16 protein-coding genes are annotated in these 17080 nt (G+C 59.2%); 3 read left to right on the plus strand and 13 right to left on the minus strand.

The features are described from left to right. The first annotated feature begins 162 nt into the window (after positions 1-162). Genes PLUT_RS10275 through PLUT_RS10285 form a run of 3 tightly spaced genes read left to right on the plus strand, consistent with a single transcriptional unit; the run spans position 163 to position 3196 of the window. The gene (locus PLUT_RS10275) at positions 163-1125 is read left to right on the plus strand and encodes a homoserine kinase (RefSeq protein WP_011358698.1); all 963 of its coding nucleotides are present in this window, start codon (positions 163-165) and stop codon (positions 1123-1125) included. A 29-nt stretch (positions 1126-1154) separates the two neighbouring features. After that, positions 1155-2471: a threonine synthase gene (thrC, locus tag PLUT_RS10280; protein WP_011358699.1), complete on the plus strand. Its 1317-nt coding sequence runs from the start codon at positions 1155-1157 to the stop codon at positions 2469-2471. 29 nt (positions 2472-2500) lie between these two features. Continuing rightward, positions 2501-3196 (plus strand): lysophospholipid acyltransferase family protein, encoded by a 696-nt coding sequence (locus PLUT_RS10285; RefSeq protein ID WP_011358700.1) that lies wholly within the window; start codon positions 2501-2503, stop codon positions 3194-3196. 124 nt (positions 3197-3320) lie between these two features. Here PLUT_RS10285 and ribE read toward each other — a convergent pair whose 3' ends face one another. The 13 genes from ribE to PLUT_RS10350 form a co-directional block, all read right to left on the minus strand. After that, positions 3321-3788 (minus strand): 6,7-dimethyl-8-ribityllumazine synthase, encoded by a 468-nt coding sequence (gene ribE, locus PLUT_RS10290; protein ID WP_011358701.1) that lies wholly within the window; start codon positions 3786-3788, stop codon positions 3321-3323. Positions 3789-3814: 26 nt separating this feature from the next. Then, positions 3815-4450, minus strand: coding sequence for a D-sedoheptulose-7-phosphate isomerase (locus PLUT_RS10295; RefSeq protein WP_041463938.1), 636 nt, complete (start codon positions 4448-4450; stop codon positions 3815-3817). A 112-nt stretch (positions 4451-4562) separates the two neighbouring features. Beyond that, positions 4563-5402, minus strand: a complete 840-nt coding sequence (locus PLUT_RS10300) for an ion transporter (RefSeq protein ID WP_011358703.1) — start codon at positions 5400-5402, stop codon at positions 4563-4565. An 81-nt stretch (positions 5403-5483) separates the two neighbouring features. Continuing rightward, complete coding sequence (hemE, locus tag PLUT_RS10305; RefSeq protein ID WP_011358704.1) at positions 5484-6539, minus strand: uroporphyrinogen decarboxylase; 1056 nt, start codon at positions 6537-6539, stop codon at positions 5484-5486. Between the two features lie 151 nt (positions 6540-6690). Next, a complete protein-coding gene (locus PLUT_RS10310) occupies positions 6691-7539 on the minus strand; it encodes a CoB--CoM heterodisulfide reductase iron-sulfur subunit B family protein (protein ID WP_011358705.1) in 849 nt (282 codons plus the stop codon). 17 nt (positions 7540-7556) lie between these two features. After that, positions 7557-8591 carry a succinate dehydrogenase/fumarate reductase iron-sulfur subunit gene (locus PLUT_RS10315; RefSeq protein ID WP_011358706.1) on the minus strand — a complete coding sequence of 345 codons (1035 nt, stop codon included), beginning with the start codon at positions 8589-8591 and terminating at the stop codon, positions 7557-7559. Between the two features lie 12 nt (positions 8592-8603). After that, on the minus strand, positions 8604-10307 hold the full coding sequence (locus PLUT_RS10320; protein ID WP_011358707.1) for an FAD-dependent oxidoreductase: 1704 nt from the start codon (positions 10305-10307) through the stop codon (positions 8604-8606). Between the two features lie 134 nt (positions 10308-10441). Then, positions 10442-10888: a CBS domain-containing protein gene (locus PLUT_RS10325; protein ID WP_011358708.1), complete on the minus strand. Its 447-nt coding sequence runs from the start codon at positions 10886-10888 to the stop codon at positions 10442-10444. 205 nt (positions 10889-11093) lie between these two features. Beyond that, positions 11094-11741 carry a hydroxyacylglutathione hydrolase family protein gene (locus tag PLUT_RS10330; RefSeq protein ID WP_011358709.1) on the minus strand — a complete coding sequence of 216 codons (648 nt, stop codon included), beginning with the start codon at positions 11739-11741 and terminating at the stop codon, positions 11094-11096. A 7-nt stretch (positions 11742-11748) separates the two neighbouring features. Beyond that, positions 11749-12057, minus strand: coding sequence for a hypothetical protein (locus tag PLUT_RS10335; RefSeq protein ID WP_011358710.1), 309 nt, complete (start codon positions 12055-12057; stop codon positions 11749-11751). Positions 12058-12079: 22 nt separating this feature from the next. Next, positions 12080-15289 (minus strand): efflux RND transporter permease subunit, encoded by a 3210-nt coding sequence (locus PLUT_RS10340; protein ID WP_011358711.1) that lies wholly within the window; start codon positions 15287-15289, stop codon positions 12080-12082. Further along, entirely contained in the window at positions 15286-15699 is a 414-nt protein-coding gene (locus PLUT_RS10345) for a hypothetical protein (RefSeq protein ID WP_011358712.1), read from the minus strand. The genes PLUT_RS10340 and PLUT_RS10345 overlap by 4 nt, the downstream gene beginning before the upstream one ends. Positions 15700-15740: 41 nt before the next feature. Continuing rightward, positions 15741-17078, minus strand: a complete 1338-nt coding sequence (locus PLUT_RS10350; RefSeq protein ID WP_011358713.1) for a TolC family protein — start codon at positions 17076-17078, stop codon at positions 15741-15743. Between the last annotated feature and the right edge of the window lie 2 nt (positions 17079-17080).

Below are 17080 nucleotides of genomic sequence, written 5' to 3' on the forward strand. Positions count from 1 at the left end.
TTTCATTTGAATTCAAAGGGTCTCTTCCCTTTCCAAAAATAAAAGCCAAATTTAATGAAAAGCTTTTAGTTATTCAAGTACTCTCTCGCATTTGAACAACTTGGTTTTTCAAGGGACACGGCAGGAGCCACTCTGGCCCATATCCGGCCCGCATCATACGGTATGAAAACAGTCAGGGGATTTGCTTCAGCGACCGTCGGAAACGTGGCATGCGGTTTTGACGTTCTCGGATTTGCCATAAAGGAGCCCGGCGACGAGGTCATCCTGACGCTTTCGGAGCGGAAGCACTCATCGTGCCCCGTCACCATATCCTCCATCTCCGGAGACGAAGGAAAACTCCCCCTCGACCCGAAAAAGAACACGTCAAGCTTCGTCGTCCTGAAGTTCCTCGAACACCTGCGCGCCCAGAAAGGCATCGCCTTCAACGGCCACATTTCGCTCGAACTGAAGAAGCACCTGCCGCTCAGCAGCGGCATGGGCAGCAGCGCGGCCAGTGCGGCCGCAGCCCTTGCGGCGGCCAATGAACTCCTCGGCCAGCCCTGCACGAAAATGGAGCTGGTCCACTTCGCCATCGAAGGCGAGCGGGTCGCCTGCGGCTCGGCCCACGCCGACAACGCCGCTCCGGCCATCCTCGGCAACTTCGTCCTCATCCGCAGCTACACGCCGCTCGACCTCATCGTCATCCCTCCGCCCGACGAGCTCTACTGCTCGCTCGTGCATCCCCATACGGAACTCAGAACCTCATTCGCCCGCTCGGTGCTGCCGAACGAAATCCCGCTCAAGATGGCGACCCAGCAGTGGGGCAACGTAGGGGCGCTCGTCGCCGGGCTCCTCACCGCCGACTACCCGCTCATCGGCCGCTCACTCATCGATGTTGTCGCCGAACCCAAACGAGCTCCACTTATTCCGGGATTCTTCGAAGTGAAGGAAGCCGCCCAGAGGGCCGGCGCCCTCGGCTGCAGCATCGCCGGCTCGGGCCCCTCGATATTCGCATTCTCCTCTTCTCCCGACACCGCACGGGAAGCCGGCATCGCCATGCAGGAAGCATTCCTCACCTCCAAGGCGAAGCTGCCCTCCGACATGTGGGTGTCGCCGATATGCAGGGAAGGCGCAAGGATACTGTAACGAACACAACCGCCGAAGCCTTACCGCACATGATCTACTTCAGCACCAGCAAATCATCCACGCCGGTCTCCATGAAACGGGCCACCCTCGAGGGGCTCGCGCCCGACGGCGGCCTCTACGTCCCCTCCGCCATCCCCTCGTTCACCCGTCAGGAAATCAAGCAGCTTGAGGGCGCCACGTTCAGCGATGTGGGCTTTGCCATTGCAAAGAAGTTCGTCGACGGCGAAATCCCTCCGCTGGAACTGCAGGAGATTGTCAGCGAGTGCTGCAACTTCCCGACACCGCTCGTCCAGCTTGATCCGGCAACCTTCGTCCTTGAGCTTTTCCACGGACCGACCCTCGCCTTCAAGGACTACGGCGCCCGTTTCCTCGCCCGCATGACCGGATGGTTCGCTGCCGAGGACAACCGGCTGATCACGGTACTCGTGGCAACATCCGGTGATACAGGAAGCGCCGTGGCATACGGATTCCAGGGGATCCCGAACACCCGCGTGGTGCTGCTCTACCCCTCCGGCAAGGTCAGCCGCCTTCAGGAGCAGCAGCTGACGACAGCCGGCGGCAACGTCCACGCGCTTGAAGTGAAGGGTGATTTCGACGACTGCCAGCGCCTGGTGAAGGAGGCCTTCGTCGACCCGTCGATGAAAGAGCGCCACACCCTCACCTCTGCCAACTCGATCAACATCTCGCGCCTCATTCCGCAGTCTTTCTACTACGCCTGGGCTACCCTCCGGCTCAAAGAGGACCACGGTCTGGAAAACCCCATATTCAGCGTTCCCTCCGGCAACTACGGCAACCTGACGGCCGGCGTGCTCGCAAAAAAGATGGGGTTCCCTGTCGGAGGCTTCATTGCCGCCTCGAACGCCAACGACAGCGTCACCCGCTACCTCACCGACGGACGCTATGAACCCCGTCCAACCCGCCGCACGCTCTCGACGGCGATGGACGTCGGCAACCCCAGCAACTTCGCGCGGCTCATCCATTTCTACCAGGGTGAGCACGATGCCATGGCCCGCGACATCACCGGCACCTCGGTCACCGACCGGGAGACCCTTGAGACCATCCGCCTTGTACACAGCCGGTTCGGCTATGTCATGGATCCCCATACCGCCGTCGGCTACTGCGCCCTCCTCAGGATGCGCCAGGACGGTGTGTACCGCGAAAACCCCGGCGTCGTCCTTTCGACGGCCCATCCGTCGAAGTTCCTCGAGGCCATCCATGAAGCCCTCCAGCTGGAAATCGAGGTCCCCGAACGGCTCGGGTGCCTTCTTGCGAAAGAAAAACACTCGACCATGATCAAGCCGGATTACCGCGATCTTGCGGACTTTCTCAACGGGCTGGACCACTGACTTGTGTCCACCGACCCACACCACATCCCATGAACGCTCGCACCCTGCTCTTCTTCATCATCCTCATACCCGTGATGTTCTTCGGAATGCTCACCGGCTATATCATGAACACCATTGACGGGACCGGAGACCGGTTCCACCGCCTCGCCTCCTGGTGGGGGCGTTTCAGCGCGTGGCTCTTCGGCATCACGGTGGAGGTGGAAGGCGAGGAAAACTACAGGGCGGGCGGCAGCTACCTCGTTGTAAGCAACCATGCCGGCATGGCAGACATCCCGCTGCTGCTCGGCTCAATGAAGCTCAACCTCCGCTTCGTCGCCAAGGAGGAGCTCGGCAGAATCCCCGTCTTCGGATGGGCCCTGAAGAACGGCGGCTACGTGATGATCAAACGCGGCCAGAACCGCGAAGCCCTTAAAAGCCTGCTGGCTGCATCGGAAGTAATCAAAAGCGGGCGGTCCGTCCACATCTTCCCCGAGGGGACCCGGTCCGCCACCGGCAAGCTGCTCCCCTTCAAGCGCGGTGCGTTTCTCGTGGCTGAAAAAGCAAAAGCCGAGGTCCTGCCCGTCACCATCATCGGCAGCCACATCATCACCCCGAAAAAGAGCCTTGCCATCCACCGCGGCAAGGTCCGCCTCATCATCGGCAAACCCCTCCGCACCACCGACTTCCCGAACGTCGAAACCCTCATGCAGGCCTCGCGCGACGCCATCGCAGCGAACCTCAACTGAGGAGCGGCACCGGGGGGACCCCACACCCCCGAGCCCGGCGAGGAAAAACAACAAAGGGCCGCTGCGTTTCCATTTGACACGCAGCGGCCCTCTCGTATTGTTTGGCGTTCACCAAAAACGTGGATCACATGTTCCGGTAGAGGTTCACCATTTCGATGGCGGTAAGGGCGGCATCAAAGCCCTTGTTGCCGGCCTTCGTGCCTGCACGCTCAATCGCCTGCTCGATGTTCTCGGTAGTAAGCACGCCGAATGCGATCGGCACGCCGGTTTCGAGCGAAGCCTGGGCGATGCCTTTGGTGGCCTCGGCAGCAACGACGTCGAAGTGAGGGGTGCTTCCGCGGATGATGGCGCCGAGGGTGATGAGGGCATCGTACTTGCCGGTAAGGGCCGCCTTCTTGGCGACCATCGGTAGCTCAAACGCTCCGGGGCAGCGGTAGATGGTGATGTTATCTTCCGATCCGCCGTGGCGGCGGATGCAGTCGATGGCACCTTCCATCAGCTTCTGGCCGATGAAATCGTTGAACCGGGATATGACGAGGGCGAACCGGGCGTCTTTGGCGCTGAGCGCCCCTTCAATCTGTTTGATCTGCATACTGGTTGGTTGTTTATGGGTTAGGCCTAGGTGTCGCAGTATCCGAGAATCTGCTCCACAAGATCGATGATGACGTGGCCGACAGTGATATGGCACTCCTGCACCCGGTCGGCCGTACCGGAGTGGGGAACAATGAGCTGGAGGTCGGCCATTCCTTTCATGAGTCCACCCTCACCGCCAAGAAGGGCGATGGTCTTCATCCCCTGCTGCCGAGCAACTTTCATTGCATTGATGACGCTCATGCTGTTGCCGCTGGTGGAAAGGCCCACGAAGAGGTCCCCTTCCTTGCCGTATGCCTCCACAAGCCGCGCAAAAACAGCGTCATAGCCAAGATCGTTGGCCCCGGCAGTGAGCGCCATGCTGTCGCTGGACAGGGCGATGGCGGGCAGGGCAGGGCGCTTCACGGTGCTTCGGTAACGGATGGTAAGTTCCGTTGCAAGATGCTGGGCATCGGCCGCGCTTCCGCCGTTTCCGGCAAAAAGCACGCTCCGGCCCGCAGAAAAAGTATCAGCCATGAGGCGCGCCATTGCGGCAATGACCGCGCTGTTCTCTCTTGCGACACGTTCCTTAAGGCGTGCGCTGTAGAGCATCGTTTCAAGGACACTCTCTTCAAGTCGGCTCCTGTCAGTGAGCCTGCAGGAACATTTTCCGCCATTGTCCATTGTTTCGGATGGTACGGGTTCAGGGTGTCTCATCCGGACTACGCAACAGGAGGGCCTCCGGACAAAATTGTACGCTAATATAACGAAAAAGGCAGGAAGCGAAGAAAAAGCCTCAGCTGAGGCCATCGCCATCCGGAGCATCCTCAAGCGGAAGGCCGCAGCGGCGGCAGAACGCGGCATCAGGTTCGTGGCGGAGGCCGGGGCATGCGCGGCAGAGCCTTTCGGGGCTGCAGGATGAGCGCATGGAAGACATTTCTGCAGAGACGATGCCCGTCGGGACAGCAATCACGCTGTAACCGGTGATCATGAGCAAAGCCGCCAGAAATCGTCCAAGCGGGGTCTCTGGAGATATGTCGCCGTATCCGACTGTCGTAACGGTAACGATGGCCCAGTAGATACTTTCAGGAATGCTTCGGAACCCATGTTCCTCACCCTCTATCAGGTACATGAGGGCGCCGACGATGCTCGTAAGCACAATGACGAAAAATAGAAACACCAGAATCTTGCGCGAAGAGGCCACAATTGATGCCCGGACAAAGTTCGCCTCATGGACGAACTGCATGAGCTTCAGAAGACGGAAGATACGCAGCACCCTGAAAAAGCGGATGACCAGCAGGTACTGGGTGCCGGGTATGAAGAGACTGAGCCAGGTAGGAAAGATGGAGAGGAAGTCGACGACGCCGAAAAAACTCAGGGCGTAGCGCCCTCTCCTTTCGGCTGCATAAATACGAAGTCCGTACTCGATGGAGAAGAGGATGGTGAAAAACCACTCGAAAGCGAGGAAGATATCCCCGGCTGCGGCATGGAAGGACGGCACGCTGTCAAACATGACGACCAGCACGCTGCAGGAAATTGAGAAAATGAGCAGAAGGTCGAAAGCCTTGGCCGGCAATGTGTCATAGTCGAAGATGACGTGCCGGAGTCGTTCTCTTGGTGTACCGGTTCTTTCCATGATTCGATCCTGTTGCACATAAAAAAAACTCCGCCGGTGCATGGCACTGGCGGAGATGGGAAAAACGGGCAAAAAAACGCCTTAGTGGTACTTTGCGCTCTCTTCCTTGACGAACTCGACGAGCAGCTTCAGGTTGGCCGGGTCGACGTCGGGCAGGATGCCGTGGCCGAGGTTGAAGACGTGGCCGGACTGAGCGGTGTGCTGGCCGAACTGGCGGAGGACCTTCGCGGCTTCCGCCTTGATCTTCTCGGGCGTGCCGTAGAGGACTGTCGGGTCCATGTTGCCCTGCAGGCAGACGCGGTCGCCGAGGATGGTGCGGGCTTTCTTGATGTCGATACCCCAGCCGAGTCCTACGGCGTCGCAGCCGGTGTCGGCGATTTCCGAAAGAATGGTGTTGCAGTCCTTCGAGAAGACGATGACCGGAACGTCAGGATACTTGGCCTTCACCGCCTGCACGTTCTCCTTGATGTAGGGAAGCGCGAACTCGCGGTAGTCGTCCTCGGACAGGGCGCTGGCCCATGAGTCGAAGATCTGGATGGCGTCGGCTCCGGCTTCGACCTGCGCACAGACGTATTCGGAGATGACGGCGGAAATCTTGCTGAGGAGCATGTGCGCCATTTTCGGCTCACGGTACATCATTTTCTTGGCGAACGCGTAGTTCTTCGATCCGCCGCCTTCGACAGCGTAGGTGAAGAGGGTCCATGCTGCACCGGAGAAACCGATGAGGGGAACGCGGTTGTCGAGTACTTTCTTCGTGAGGCGGATGGCATCAAGCACGTATCCGAGCTTGTCCTGTACCTCGGGGATGATGAGACGGTTGATGTCGGCCTGTGAACGGATCGGGGGGGTAAGCTTGATGCCCTTGGTTTCAATGATCTCAACGTCCATGCCCATAGCCTCGTTGACGACAAGGATGTCCGAGAAGATGATTGCCGCATCGACGCCCATCAGCTCGACCGGCTGGATGGTGACCTCCATGGCAAGTTCAGGAGTCTTGCAGAGGGTGAGGAAGTCGGTTTTTTCCCTGATTGCGCGGTACTCGGGGAGGTAACGGCCGGCCTGTCGCATCACCCAGATGGGGGTCCGTGAGCATGGCTGGCGCTTCAGTGCCCGGAGGAAAAGATCATTTTTGAGCATGCAGTGCTAAAGTTTGATGGTTGAACAAAACAGGCGGCCTTTCAGAGCGTGTCCCCGGAGACCCCGGGGGGAGGGCTGAACGCGATTCGAACCAGCAAAGGTACGATTTTTCAGCCTTTTTTTAAAACTTCGTCCTCACCCAGGCGCCACGTCAGCTGACGATATGGCGCTTGATGCCGAGTTCCTTCGGGCTGTAGCCGAGCGCAAGACCGACCATCTCCGACAGGTGAAACACCGGAATGGAGCTGTGGATATGGGCCTGCTTGAGGGCTTTCGACTGGTAGCCATCGAGCACCGTGTGGCAGAGCGGACAGGGGGTGACGATGAAGTCCGCCTTCTCTTCGATGGCTTCCCCGAGCGCCTCGGCTGCAACGCTGAGCGATTCCTCCTCTGCGACGAGCAGAGTGTGGAATCCGCAACAGCGGTTCTTATGGCGGTAGGGAATGGTCTTGCCGCCGAGTGCCTCGATAAGCTGGTCGAGCGAGGAAGGATCGAGCGGGTTGTCCTTGCCGAGTACCGTCGAAGGGCGCAGGATATGGCAGCCGTAGAACGGCGCGATGCGGTACTTCGAAAGCGGCACCTTCACCTTTGACTTGATGGCCTCCAGGCCGACGTCGTCGATAAGTACCCAGAGCAGGTGGCGGACTTCGGAGGTGCCGCGGTATTCCAGCCCCTCTTTTTTCAGGATCTCATTGACCTCCGCCCTCAGTTCCGGCGAGGCATCAAGTTTCTTCTTGGCGCTGCGGATGGTCATGAGACAGGTATTGCAGGAGACCACGAGGTCGAGGCCCATCTTCTCGGCATGGGCGATGTTGCGCGCGTTGACCAGCGCAAAGTGCTTCGGACTGACATAGTCGAGGTTGCTCCCGCCGCAGCAGGTGCTCTCGTGCAGGTGCACAAGCTCGATGCCGAGGTCCTTCTGCCAGAGTGCAATCGAGCGGTCAACCTCCTTGGTCATGGACTCATTGATGCAGCTCAGGTAATATGCGTATCTCTTCATCCGGTCATGCCTCCCGATTATTTATTATGGGTCTTGTGATCATCTTTCACATGCTCAGTCATCTCACGGAACTCCTCGCGGAACTGCTTCATGCCTTTCGACGATTTGACGAGCGGCGGCGGAGGCGGCGTGCGGCGTTTCATGATCATTTTCACGGCCATCGGCAGGAGGTTCTTCACCGTCCATGCAACGCCATTGGTGCGGAACGGCAGGGTTGCCTCGACCAGCTTGCCCTTCTTCTCGATATCGGACATGAACGCCTCGGCATGCTTCGCGCCGGCACTGTCTTTCAGACCGCGGCACTCGATGGCATCTTCTCGGATGCCGTGGATGGCTTCCATGATCGGGATATTTTTCACGCAGGTCTCCTGGCAGCGGTAGCAGTGGGTGCAGTCCCACACGCCGTGATCCTGCACCAGTTCGGCGAGGCGGACATCATGGAGACTGTCGCGCGTGTCGACGTTCATGCGGTACGACTTCAGGAGCACTGCAGGCGAAACGTACTCCTTGTTGGCACGAAGGATGCTGCACTCCGAGACGCAGGAGGCGCAGAGGATGCAGTCGGTGGCCTTGTCGTAACGCGAGAACTCCTCTTCGGAGACGAGAAACTCTTTCTTCCCCATCTCTGGTTCCGGCATGCTCGACTCAACCCAGTTCCGGTAGTGCTTCATCTTGCCGACAAGCGGATCCATATCGACGATGAGATCCTTGAGAAGCGGCAGGTTGCGCAGCGGCTCGATCTTGATGATGCCCGCTTCCCGGCACTTGGGGAGCTCGTCCCATACCTGGGTGGTGCAGGCGAGCTTGGAAATGCCGTTGATGCGCATGCCGCAGGAACCGCAGATGCCTGCCTGGCAGAACACCCGGTAGCTGACGGAGGCATCGATGTTCTCCTTGATGTAGTTCAGCGCACGAAGCACCGTGATACCCCGTTCGACCGGGATGGTATAGTCATCGAAATAAGGCTTGCTGTCAACCTGGGGGTTCAGCCTGAACACCCGGAAGGTGACATCCCGCTTGCCTTCGATATGCTGTTCGCTTGTGACAGTCATGGGCTCGTGTGGTTAATAAGTTCTTTCCTGGAGTTCATAACGGCCCATCGTCACCGGCTTTTCGCCGAGCTCCAACCTGCCGTCGACAAGGGTCGCCATCGTATGCTTGTGCCATTTCCCGTCGTCCCTCGTCGGGAAGTCGGTACGGGTATGTGAACCGCGGCTCTCTTCACGGGCATAGGCGCCGGCTGCGACGGTTTCGGAGAGGTCGAGCATGTTACGGAGCTCGAGGACCTGAAGCAGGTTGGTGTTGAACACGTCGCTGGAGTCAAACACCCTGACCTTCTTGAAGCGCTCCCTCAGGGCGGCGATGTCCTCGATGCCCTTCCGGAGGAGCGAGGCCTCGCGGTAGATGCCGACGTTGGTGCCGAGAGTATGGCCAAGCTCTTCACGGAGTGCGCCGTAGCGCTCATAGTGGCCAGAAGGCTGCATGTAGCTGCGGATCTCGTCGGCATGCTCCTTCAGTTCGGCGTCGGTGATATTGCCGGGTTCGAAGCTGCGGGCCTCCTCGGCTGCGGTATGGCCTGCGATGCGGCCGAAGACGAGGATGTCGAGCAGGGAGTTGCCGCCGAGGCGGTTGGCGCCGTGGACGGATACGCAGGCGCATTCGCCGGCGGCGTAGACGCCCTCCATCACGGTACGGCCCTGATTGTCGGTATCAATGCCGCCCATTGAGTAGTGGGCCGTCGGGCGGACGGGAATGGGCTCCTCGATCGGATCGACACCCTCGAAGTACATCGACATCTCACGGATCTGGGGAAGGCGCTGGCGGATGAGGTCGGCACCGAGATGGGTAAGGTCAAGGTGGATGTATTTGCCGGCAGGGCTGTCGAAGCCGCGGCCCTGGAGAATTTCGGTTTCGATGGAACGGGAGACGAGATCCCTCGGTCCGAGCTCCATCTTTTCAGGTGCATAACGCGACATGAACCGCTCGCCGAGGCTGTTGACGAGGTAACCGCCCTCGCCGCGCGCACCCTCGGTGACGAGCAGGCCGCTCTTGCGCAGTCCGGTCGGGTGGAACTGGACGAACTCCATGTCTTTCAGCGGGATGCCTGCGCGGTAGGCGATGGCCTGGCCATCACCGGTGTTGCCGAGGGCATTGCTGGAACGGTTCCAATACATCTTGGCATAGCCGCCGGTGGCGAAGATCACGGTCCTTGCGGTAAACGCCTCGATCTTGCCGGTCTTGATGTCCATGGCGATGAGCCCCTTGGAGCGGCTGCCCTTCACGGACAGGTTGAGTGCGAGGTACTCGTTGAAAAACACCACGCCTTTCTTCAGGCACTGTTCGTAGAGGGTCTGCAGAATCGTGTGGCCAGTCTTGTCTGCGCAGTAGCAGCAGCGGGGACGGCCTGCGCCGCCAAAGGGGCGCTGGGCGATGGTCTTGTCGTCGAGGCGCGACCAGGGGGTTCCCATGTTGTCGAGCTCGCGGATGATTTTCGGGGCCTCGGTGCAGAGCACTTCCGCTGCATCCTGGTCGGCGAGGTAATCGCTTCCCTTGATGGTGTCGAAAATATGCAGTTCGACCGAGTCATCCTTGGCGGTGTTGCCGAGAGCGGCATTGGCGCCACCCTGAGCCGCAGAAGTGTGGGACCGGTTGGGATAGACCTTCGAGAGCACGGCGATGTTCAGCGACGGATTCGTCTTCATCGCTTCCATGGCAGCGTAGAGCCCGGCGCCCCCCCCTCCGACGATAATGATATCAAATGGTTTCATTCGCTCAAGTCTTGTGTATGACCTCTCGGGGAGGCGTACGGATTAAATGGCCGGGCACAGCAGTGGCGGAGCCCCGCATTCTGGATAGTCTCTTTCTCGGAATCCCTCAGGAAATGCCGCTGGGGAGCGCCCCCTTACAGGGCGACATGGTCGTCGTGAGCCGGCAGTTCCTCGACGGCATGGAGAACGTCAGTCATATTGAGGACGCCGACCACTGCATTGCCGTCCATCACCGTCAGGCGGCGGACATTGGTGCGCTTCATCATGCGGAGCGCGTATTTGATGCGGAGGCTCGGGTTGACGCTGATGACAGGCTTGCTCATGATTTGGAAGACCGGAGTGTTCCAGGGGTCACGGTGCACATCTTCGCCGGGATCGATAACCTTGCCGAGGATGTCTTTTTCCGTGATGACGCCGTAGCAGTCGTCTTCATTGCGCGGCTCGACGATAAGACCGCTCTCGCCGCTTTTTTTCATGATCTGCAGGGCCTCTGCAACCGTGCAGCTTCCCTTGATCATTGCGAAATCCTTCTGCATGAGGGCCGATACCGGCAGCGTCCGTAATGTGATAAGCTGGTCCATAGTCGAGATCTGGTTACTTTAGAATGGATAAAACGCCGGACGGGCCGGAGAAGCTGCTGCCCGCGCGCTCTGTCATACTGCATGAAAAACTGCACCGGGGCGCAGAGGGGCCTGCCACCCGAAGGGAAAAATCTCAGCCTATAATGTATGAAATACGGGCTGATTCACAAAATTGCGCAGGAAAATCGCCACCGGCATCCCGGAGTCAGGCGATCCCGTGCTCCTTTTTGTAGGCCGCCCAGTTCCTCTTTAGTTCAATAAACCCGGCAACATCCGCCCGCATAAGGAAGGGATTCGTCATCCTCTCGGTGCCAATGTCCGACACCGGCCGGAGGCCGTAGTCATGACCCGGCCAGAGCGTTGTTTCGGGCGGGAGCGTCAGGAGTTTTTTGTGGAGGGAGTCGTACTCGCTCCGGGCGTCATCGTCAGTAGCGGTGCCGCCGACTTTTCCGACAAAGAGCGTGTCACCGGTGAAGAGCGAACCTCCGGAATAGAGGCAGATGGAGTCGGGAGTGTGGCCGGGAGTATGGATGAGGGCAAGTTCATGAGCGCCGAGAGGAAAACAGGCGCCGTCAAGAACCCTGATGCCCGTCAGAGGACAGGTGCTGCCGTAGAGAAGGGGTTCAAGGCCCGTAAGCCGACCGGCAAGATCGTTGCCACAGGTATGGTCCTGGTGGCTGTGGGTCGAGAAGATGTAGCGGACACTGTAGCCGCGCGCTGTGGCGGCATGGACAATGGAGCGGGGGTCGTAGGAAGCATCGACGATGAAAGCCAGACGGCTCTCCTCATCGGCGGCGAGGTACCCGAAGTTCCTGTCGCCGCCGGTGCGGAACTGTTCGACCAGCAATGCCATCTTCCCTTTATACGAACTTTTCGACGTTCATGAGGAACGCGCGTGCAGGAAAGTCCTTGTCGACGGCGATGGGGTTGCGCTCGAGCGCCTCCATGATCTCATCGGCTTTCGAGGAGTCGAGGATGGCGAAGCACAGCGAAGAGTACGTCCCCAGGCTTTCGTCAGAGGGCCACCACGACTGGTGCTCCATGTCGGAACGCTGGCAGTTGCAGCCACGGATGGCGATGTTCGAGAACATATGGACCCGGTGCTCCTTGAACAGCTTGCGGACCTGGGGGCGGGTCTCCTCATGCCCCATGATTGCGAGAAATTTCATAATGGTGTCCCTCTGGTTGGGGTTATGCGTTTTTCTTTTCAGCCATATAGTAGACCAGCGGCACGACGACAAGCGTCAGGATGGTCGAGAGCACGCCGCCCCAGATCATCGAGATGGCAAGACCCTGGAAGATCGGATCGAACAGCATGACGATGGAACCGATGACCACCGCACCGGAAGTGAGGATGATCGGACGGGTACGGACTGCGGCAGACTCGATGATGGCCTGCTTGAGCCCCTCGCCCTCGTCGCGGCGGATCTGGATGAAGTCAATGAGCAGCACCGAGTTGCGGACCATGATGCCTGCAAGCGCAATCATGCCGATCATGCTTGTTGCCGTAAAGAACGCCCCGTGTATCCAGTGGCCGGGAATGATGCCAACAAGGCTCAGCGGAATGGCAATCATCATGATGAGCGGCGTCTTGAACGACTGGAACCAGCCGACAATAAGCAGATAGATGATGACGAGCACGACAGCAAACGCCGTACCGAGATCGCGGAACACCTCGAAGGTGATCTGCCACTCGCCGTCCCACTTCATGGCCGTCTTGGCCTCGCTCTCAGGAAGAGAGGTGTAGAGCGGAGAAACGCTATGGCCGTCAGGCAGTTTCAGGGCCTGGATCTTCTTGTCCATGTCAAGCATTGCGTAGACAGGGCTTTCGGTCACACCGGCGACGTCAGCCGTAACGTAAACTACATCGTGCAGGTCCTTGCGGTAGATACTCTTGTCCTGCACGCCCTTCTCCACCTTCACCAGTTCCGACAGCGGAATCATCTCTCCGGCACGAAGGCGGCTCGTCATAGAGCCCATGCCCTGCGACTGGACAAAGATGTTGGAGAGGTCGCTGAGCGAGGTGCGGTCTGCTTTCGGCAGACGGACATGGATGGTCACCTGCTCAAGGTCCGGCTGGCCGTGCAGTGCGCCGATGTCCATGCCGGCAACCGACATGCGGAGCGTCTGGGCGATCTGCTGGACCGAAACACCGCGGAACGCAGCCTTTTTCTTGTCGACGACGAGGTCGTAAACCTCCTGATCGTCCTCGACAAGCCAGTCGACGTCAACAACGCCGGGTGTCTCCAGGAAAATCTCCTTCACCTTCGCTGCAAGCTCGATGCGGTCTTTCTCTGTCGGGCCGTAGATTTCGGCAACGAGGGTGGAGAGGACCGGAGGGCCCGGAGGGATCTCGACGATCTTGGCATTGGCACCGTACTTTCTGCCGATCTCCTGCACGCCCTCGCGGACACGCTTGGCGATAGCGTGGCTCTGGTCGCTGCGCAGACCCTTGTCAACGAGGTTCACCTGCACGTCAGCCATATTGTCGGCCTGGCGGAGATAGTAATGGCGCACGAGTCCGTTGAAGTTGATCGGAGCGTTGGTGCCCACATAGTACTGGCAGCTCTCGACCTCGGGAACAGTGCGGAGGTACCCGGATATTTCCTGAGCAACCCGCCCGGTTTCTTCAAGGGCTGTACCTTCCGGCATGTCGATGATGACCTGGAACTCGTTCTTGTTGTCGAACGGCAGCATCTTCATCTCAACGGCTTTCAGCGGCACGAGGGCTATGGCGCCAAGCAGCATAAGGCCGACTACGCCAAAAGCCATCCAGCGCTTCAGGCTGCTGTCGATGAGCGGTGAGAGCACCGAGTTGAACACGCGGTAGTAGGGAGTCTTCTGGATGTCATACTCCTCATGACCGCCTTCATCTGCCTTCAGCAGGCGGTAGGAGAGCCAGGGGGTGGCAATGAGGGCGACAAGCAGCGAGAAGATCATGGCCAGCGATGCGCCGATGGGCATCGGGCTCATGTAGGGGCCCATAAGGCCGGAAACGAAAACCATCGGGAGCACTGCGGCGATGACCGTGAAGGTGGCCAGGATGGTCGGGTTGCCGACCTCGCTGACCGCTGTGATGGCCGCCTGCAGTTTCGGCTGGCGCTTCATGGCGAAGTGCCGGTGGATGTTCTCTGCGATGATGATGGAGTCATCGACCACGATGCCGGTCACGAAAATGAGCGCAAAGAGCGTCACACGGTTCAGCGAATAGTCGAAGAGGAAGTAGACAAGCAGGGTAAGAGCAAAGGTGATCGGCACCGACATGAAGTTGACGAGTGCGCCCCTCCAGCCGAGGAAGAAGCCGACGACGATCGTCACGGCGACAACGGCGATGCTGAGGTGCTCAAGAAGGGTGAAGACCTTTTCGGTAGCGGTTTCACCGTAGTTGCGGGTTTCGGTGACGGTGATGCCGTGGGGAACGACCTTCTGCTCCTCGAGCTGCTTGACTTTGGCGATCACCTTGCCTGCCAGCACGCTGGCATCAGTGCCCTTGCGCTTGGCAACGGTGAGGGTCACGGCCGGGTACTCGCCTTCCGGCATGCCGGCCGGAGCAGCTGCCCCCCAGGTGAGGAAGTTGTAGTTGTTCACCTCTTCAGGGCCGTCGCTGATGGTGGCAACATCACGGACGTAGACGGGCGAGCCGCCGTAAACGCCGACAACGACACTGCCCACATCCTCGGCGCTCTCAAGGAACCTGCCGGTGCGGACGATGACCTCGCGGTTCATCGAGGTGAAGTCGCCGGAAGTGATCTGGCTGTTGGCCGACTGGATCTGCTGCATGATCTGCGGCGCGCTGACATTGTAGCGCTGCAGCTTGTTCTTGTCAAGCAGGATGCGGACCTGGCGCTTCAGGCCGCCCTTGATCTCGACATCACCGATGTCGGGGATCTTCTTCAGTTCGTCGGCCACGTCGATGGCAGCCAGACGGAGCTGATAGGGATCGGTTTTGCCGCCCCAGAAGGTCAGGTTCAGGACGGGAACATCATCGATGGCTACCTTCTTCATGAGGGGCATCTGGACACCGGCAGGCATCTTGTCCATGTTCTTCATGAGGGTCGACCAGAGCTTGACCATGCTCTCCTCGGTGCTTGCGCCCACATCGTAGCGGACGGTCACAAGAGCGAAATCAGGCATGGAGGTCGAGTAGACGTAGTCGACGCCCTGGATTTCGGTGAGCGCGCGCTCGAACGGCTTTGCAACGCGCTCGGCAACCTCGGAAGGCGCTGCGCCGGGATAGGGGATATAGATGTCGACCATCGGCACGACGATCTGCGGCTCTTCCTCCCTCGGGGTCATGAATGTCGCAATGACACCAACCAGGAGCGCCGCAACCATCAGGAGGGGCGTAATCTTCGAATTGATAAACTGCTTGGCAAGTTTACCGGCAATACCTTCATTCATTTGGACTGAACCTCCTCTGTCACAGACTGACTCTTTGTTACTGTAATTCCTTCACGAAGTGCCGGATCATAGGACCCGACGACAAGTTCTCCCGCATCAAGGCCGGCGAGCACGACAAGATTTCCATTTACTGCGCGGCCGGTGCTGATCCAGCGGACTGCTATGCGGCCATCGTCTCCAACGACGAGCACGCCCTGCAAGGCGCCCTCATGGAACACCGCCGTTGCGGGCACGAGCAGCTGGCTTCCGTTGCCGGAACCCTGAACGGCCTTCACCGGCAGAATATTCTGGACAGCGACCGTCTCAGCGGCAGCAGGTTGCCGGGGAGGCGTTGCCTCATGGCCGCCGCACCCAGCAAAGAGCAGGAGCGTGAAGGCCGCAAGGACAATGTTTTGTTTTTTCAGTACCATATATGGATCAATGATTTACCGTTCAGTTGCAGCGGGATGCGTTATTTCGCCCCGTAATAAGCCAGTTCGCTTTTCGCTACAGCGTAGTCGTATTTCGCCTGGTTCAGCCTCATCTTGGCGTAGGTATATGCACCCTCACGCATAAGAAGCTCGAAGGTCATGGCCTTGCCGGTGCGGTACTGCTCGCCGATGTAGTCAAGGCTTACCTTTGCCCCGTCAAGCGACTGGCCAGCGACCGCGATCCGCTCTTTTGCGGTCTTCATCGAGCGGAGGGCCTTTGCAACCTCGGCAGCACTGTTGCTCTTGGCAGCCTCGTAACTATAGCGGGCCTCACGTTCGCGGGCCTTGGCCTCCTGCACCTTGCCGGAAACAGCCATGCCATCGAATATCTGCCACTGCATGTTCAGGCCGACCATCCAGCTCGAGCCGTCCTTGTCGAAGTCGGCGGTATGGTGATCGGTGCGGGCGAATGCGTTGAGGCGGGGGAGGCGGGCGGCGCTGGCCATCTCGCCCTGCTCTTCAGCAAGCTGACGGTAGGTCTCCATCGCCATGAGATCGGAACGGGTAGAAGATGCCTTGAGAGAGGGAAGCGCAGCATCCACAGCGAAGGTGCCGGTCGGCTCGATATTGACATCGGCCTCAAGGTTGAGCAGGACGCGAAGGGCGTCTTTGGCCTCCTTCACGCCGTCCTGAAGCATCAGCTTCTGCTCGCGGAGCTCAGCCAGGCGGACATCGGTGGAGAGCTTGTCGGACTTGGGAAGCATGCCGGCATTGAATGCCCTGCCGGCTTCGCTGCTGTGGCGCTGCATGGTGGCGATCGACTGGTCGATGGCCGTGATATTGCGCAGGGCCAGCATCATGCCGTAATAGGCCTTGCTGACGTAGAGCTCAATAGTTTCTTCAGTACGCGCGGTCATGTACTGCTCGGCGACCTTGGCCTTCCTGGCCATGCCGCGACCGATTGCGCCATCACGGTTGAAAATCGGCTGCATGAGCTGCAGCGATGTGTTGAAGTCGCTGATGGGATCGGCCTCGTTGAGCTTATCGCTCACCGCCATTGTATTCATATTGAACAAATCACCTGCAACAACATTTGTCTGCATGAGCTTGATGCCGAACACATTGAGCGGATCGTTGGTGCGTACGAAGTTTTCAGAAAGGGTAACGGTTGGCAGGTAGGATTTGCGGCTCTGCACGATCCGCCCTTCGGCCTGGTCCACGCGGCTCCGGGCCGCCTTGATGGTGGAGTTGTTCTCGCGGGCCATCGAGATGGCCTCCTTGAGGGAAAGTTTCAGCGTCTTTGCCGCAGCCTCCGCCCCGGAAGGGGTTGAAAGAGATGCCGCAACCAGAAAAGCGGCGAGCGCCTTGGATACCTTCATCG

Origin of the sequence: Pelodictyon luteolum DSM 273 (assembly GCF_000012485.1) — a bacterium.
GTDB lineage: Bacteria > Bacteroidota > Chlorobiia > Chlorobiales > Chlorobiaceae > Chlorobium > Chlorobium luteolum.

What these genes read in the sequence shown, in the direction of transcription:
- PLUT_RS10275 (WP_011358698.1), top strand. Translation starts at nt 163, where the DNA reads ATGAAAACAGTCAGGGGATTTGCTTCAGCGACCGTCGGAAACGTGGCA.
- thrC (WP_011358699.1), top strand. Translation starts at nt 1,155, where the DNA reads ATGATCTACTTCAGCACCAGCAAATCATCCACGCCGGTCTCCATGAAA.
- PLUT_RS10285 (WP_011358700.1), top strand. Translation starts at nt 2,501, where the DNA reads ATGAACGCTCGCACCCTGCTCTTCTTCATCATCCTCATACCCGTGATG.
- ribE (WP_011358701.1), bottom strand. Translation starts at nt 3,788, where the DNA reads ATGCAGATCAAACAGATTGAAGGGGCGCTCAGCGCCAAAGACGCCCGG.
- PLUT_RS10295 (WP_041463938.1), bottom strand. Translation starts at nt 4,450, where the DNA reads ATGGACAATGGCGGAAAATGTTCCTGCAGGCTCACTGACAGGAGCCGA.
- PLUT_RS10300 (WP_011358703.1), bottom strand. Translation starts at nt 5,402, where the DNA reads ATGGAAAGAACCGGTACACCAAGAGAACGACTCCGGCACGTCATCTTC.
- hemE (WP_011358704.1), bottom strand. Translation starts at nt 6,539, where the DNA reads ATGCTCAAAAATGATCTTTTCCTCCGGGCACTGAAGCGCCAGCCATGC.
- PLUT_RS10310 (WP_011358705.1), bottom strand. Translation starts at nt 7,539, where the DNA reads ATGAAGAGATACGCATATTACCTGAGCTGCATCAATGAGTCCATGACC.
- PLUT_RS10315 (WP_011358706.1), bottom strand. Translation starts at nt 8,591, where the DNA reads ATGACTGTCACAAGCGAACAGCATATCGAAGGCAAGCGGGATGTCACC.
- PLUT_RS10320 (WP_011358707.1), bottom strand. Translation starts at nt 10,307, where the DNA reads ATGAAACCATTTGATATCATTATCGTCGGAGGGGGGGGCGCCGGGCTC.
- PLUT_RS10325 (WP_011358708.1), bottom strand. Translation starts at nt 10,888, where the DNA reads ATGGACCAGCTTATCACATTACGGACGCTGCCGGTATCGGCCCTCATG.
- PLUT_RS10330 (WP_011358709.1), bottom strand. Translation starts at nt 11,741, where the DNA reads ATGGCATTGCTGGTCGAACAGTTCCGCACCGGCGGCGACAGGAACTTC.
- PLUT_RS10335 (WP_011358710.1), bottom strand. Translation starts at nt 12,057, where the DNA reads ATGAAATTTCTCGCAATCATGGGGCATGAGGAGACCCGCCCCCAGGTC.
- PLUT_RS10340 (WP_011358711.1), bottom strand. Translation starts at nt 15,289, where the DNA reads ATGAATGAAGGTATTGCCGGTAAACTTGCCAAGCAGTTTATCAATTCG.
- PLUT_RS10345 (WP_011358712.1), bottom strand. Translation starts at nt 15,699, where the DNA reads ATGGTACTGAAAAAACAAAACATTGTCCTTGCGGCCTTCACGCTCCTG.
- PLUT_RS10350 (WP_011358713.1), bottom strand. Translation starts at nt 17,078, where the DNA reads ATGAAGGTATCCAAGGCGCTCGCCGCTTTTCTGGTTGCGGCATCTCTT.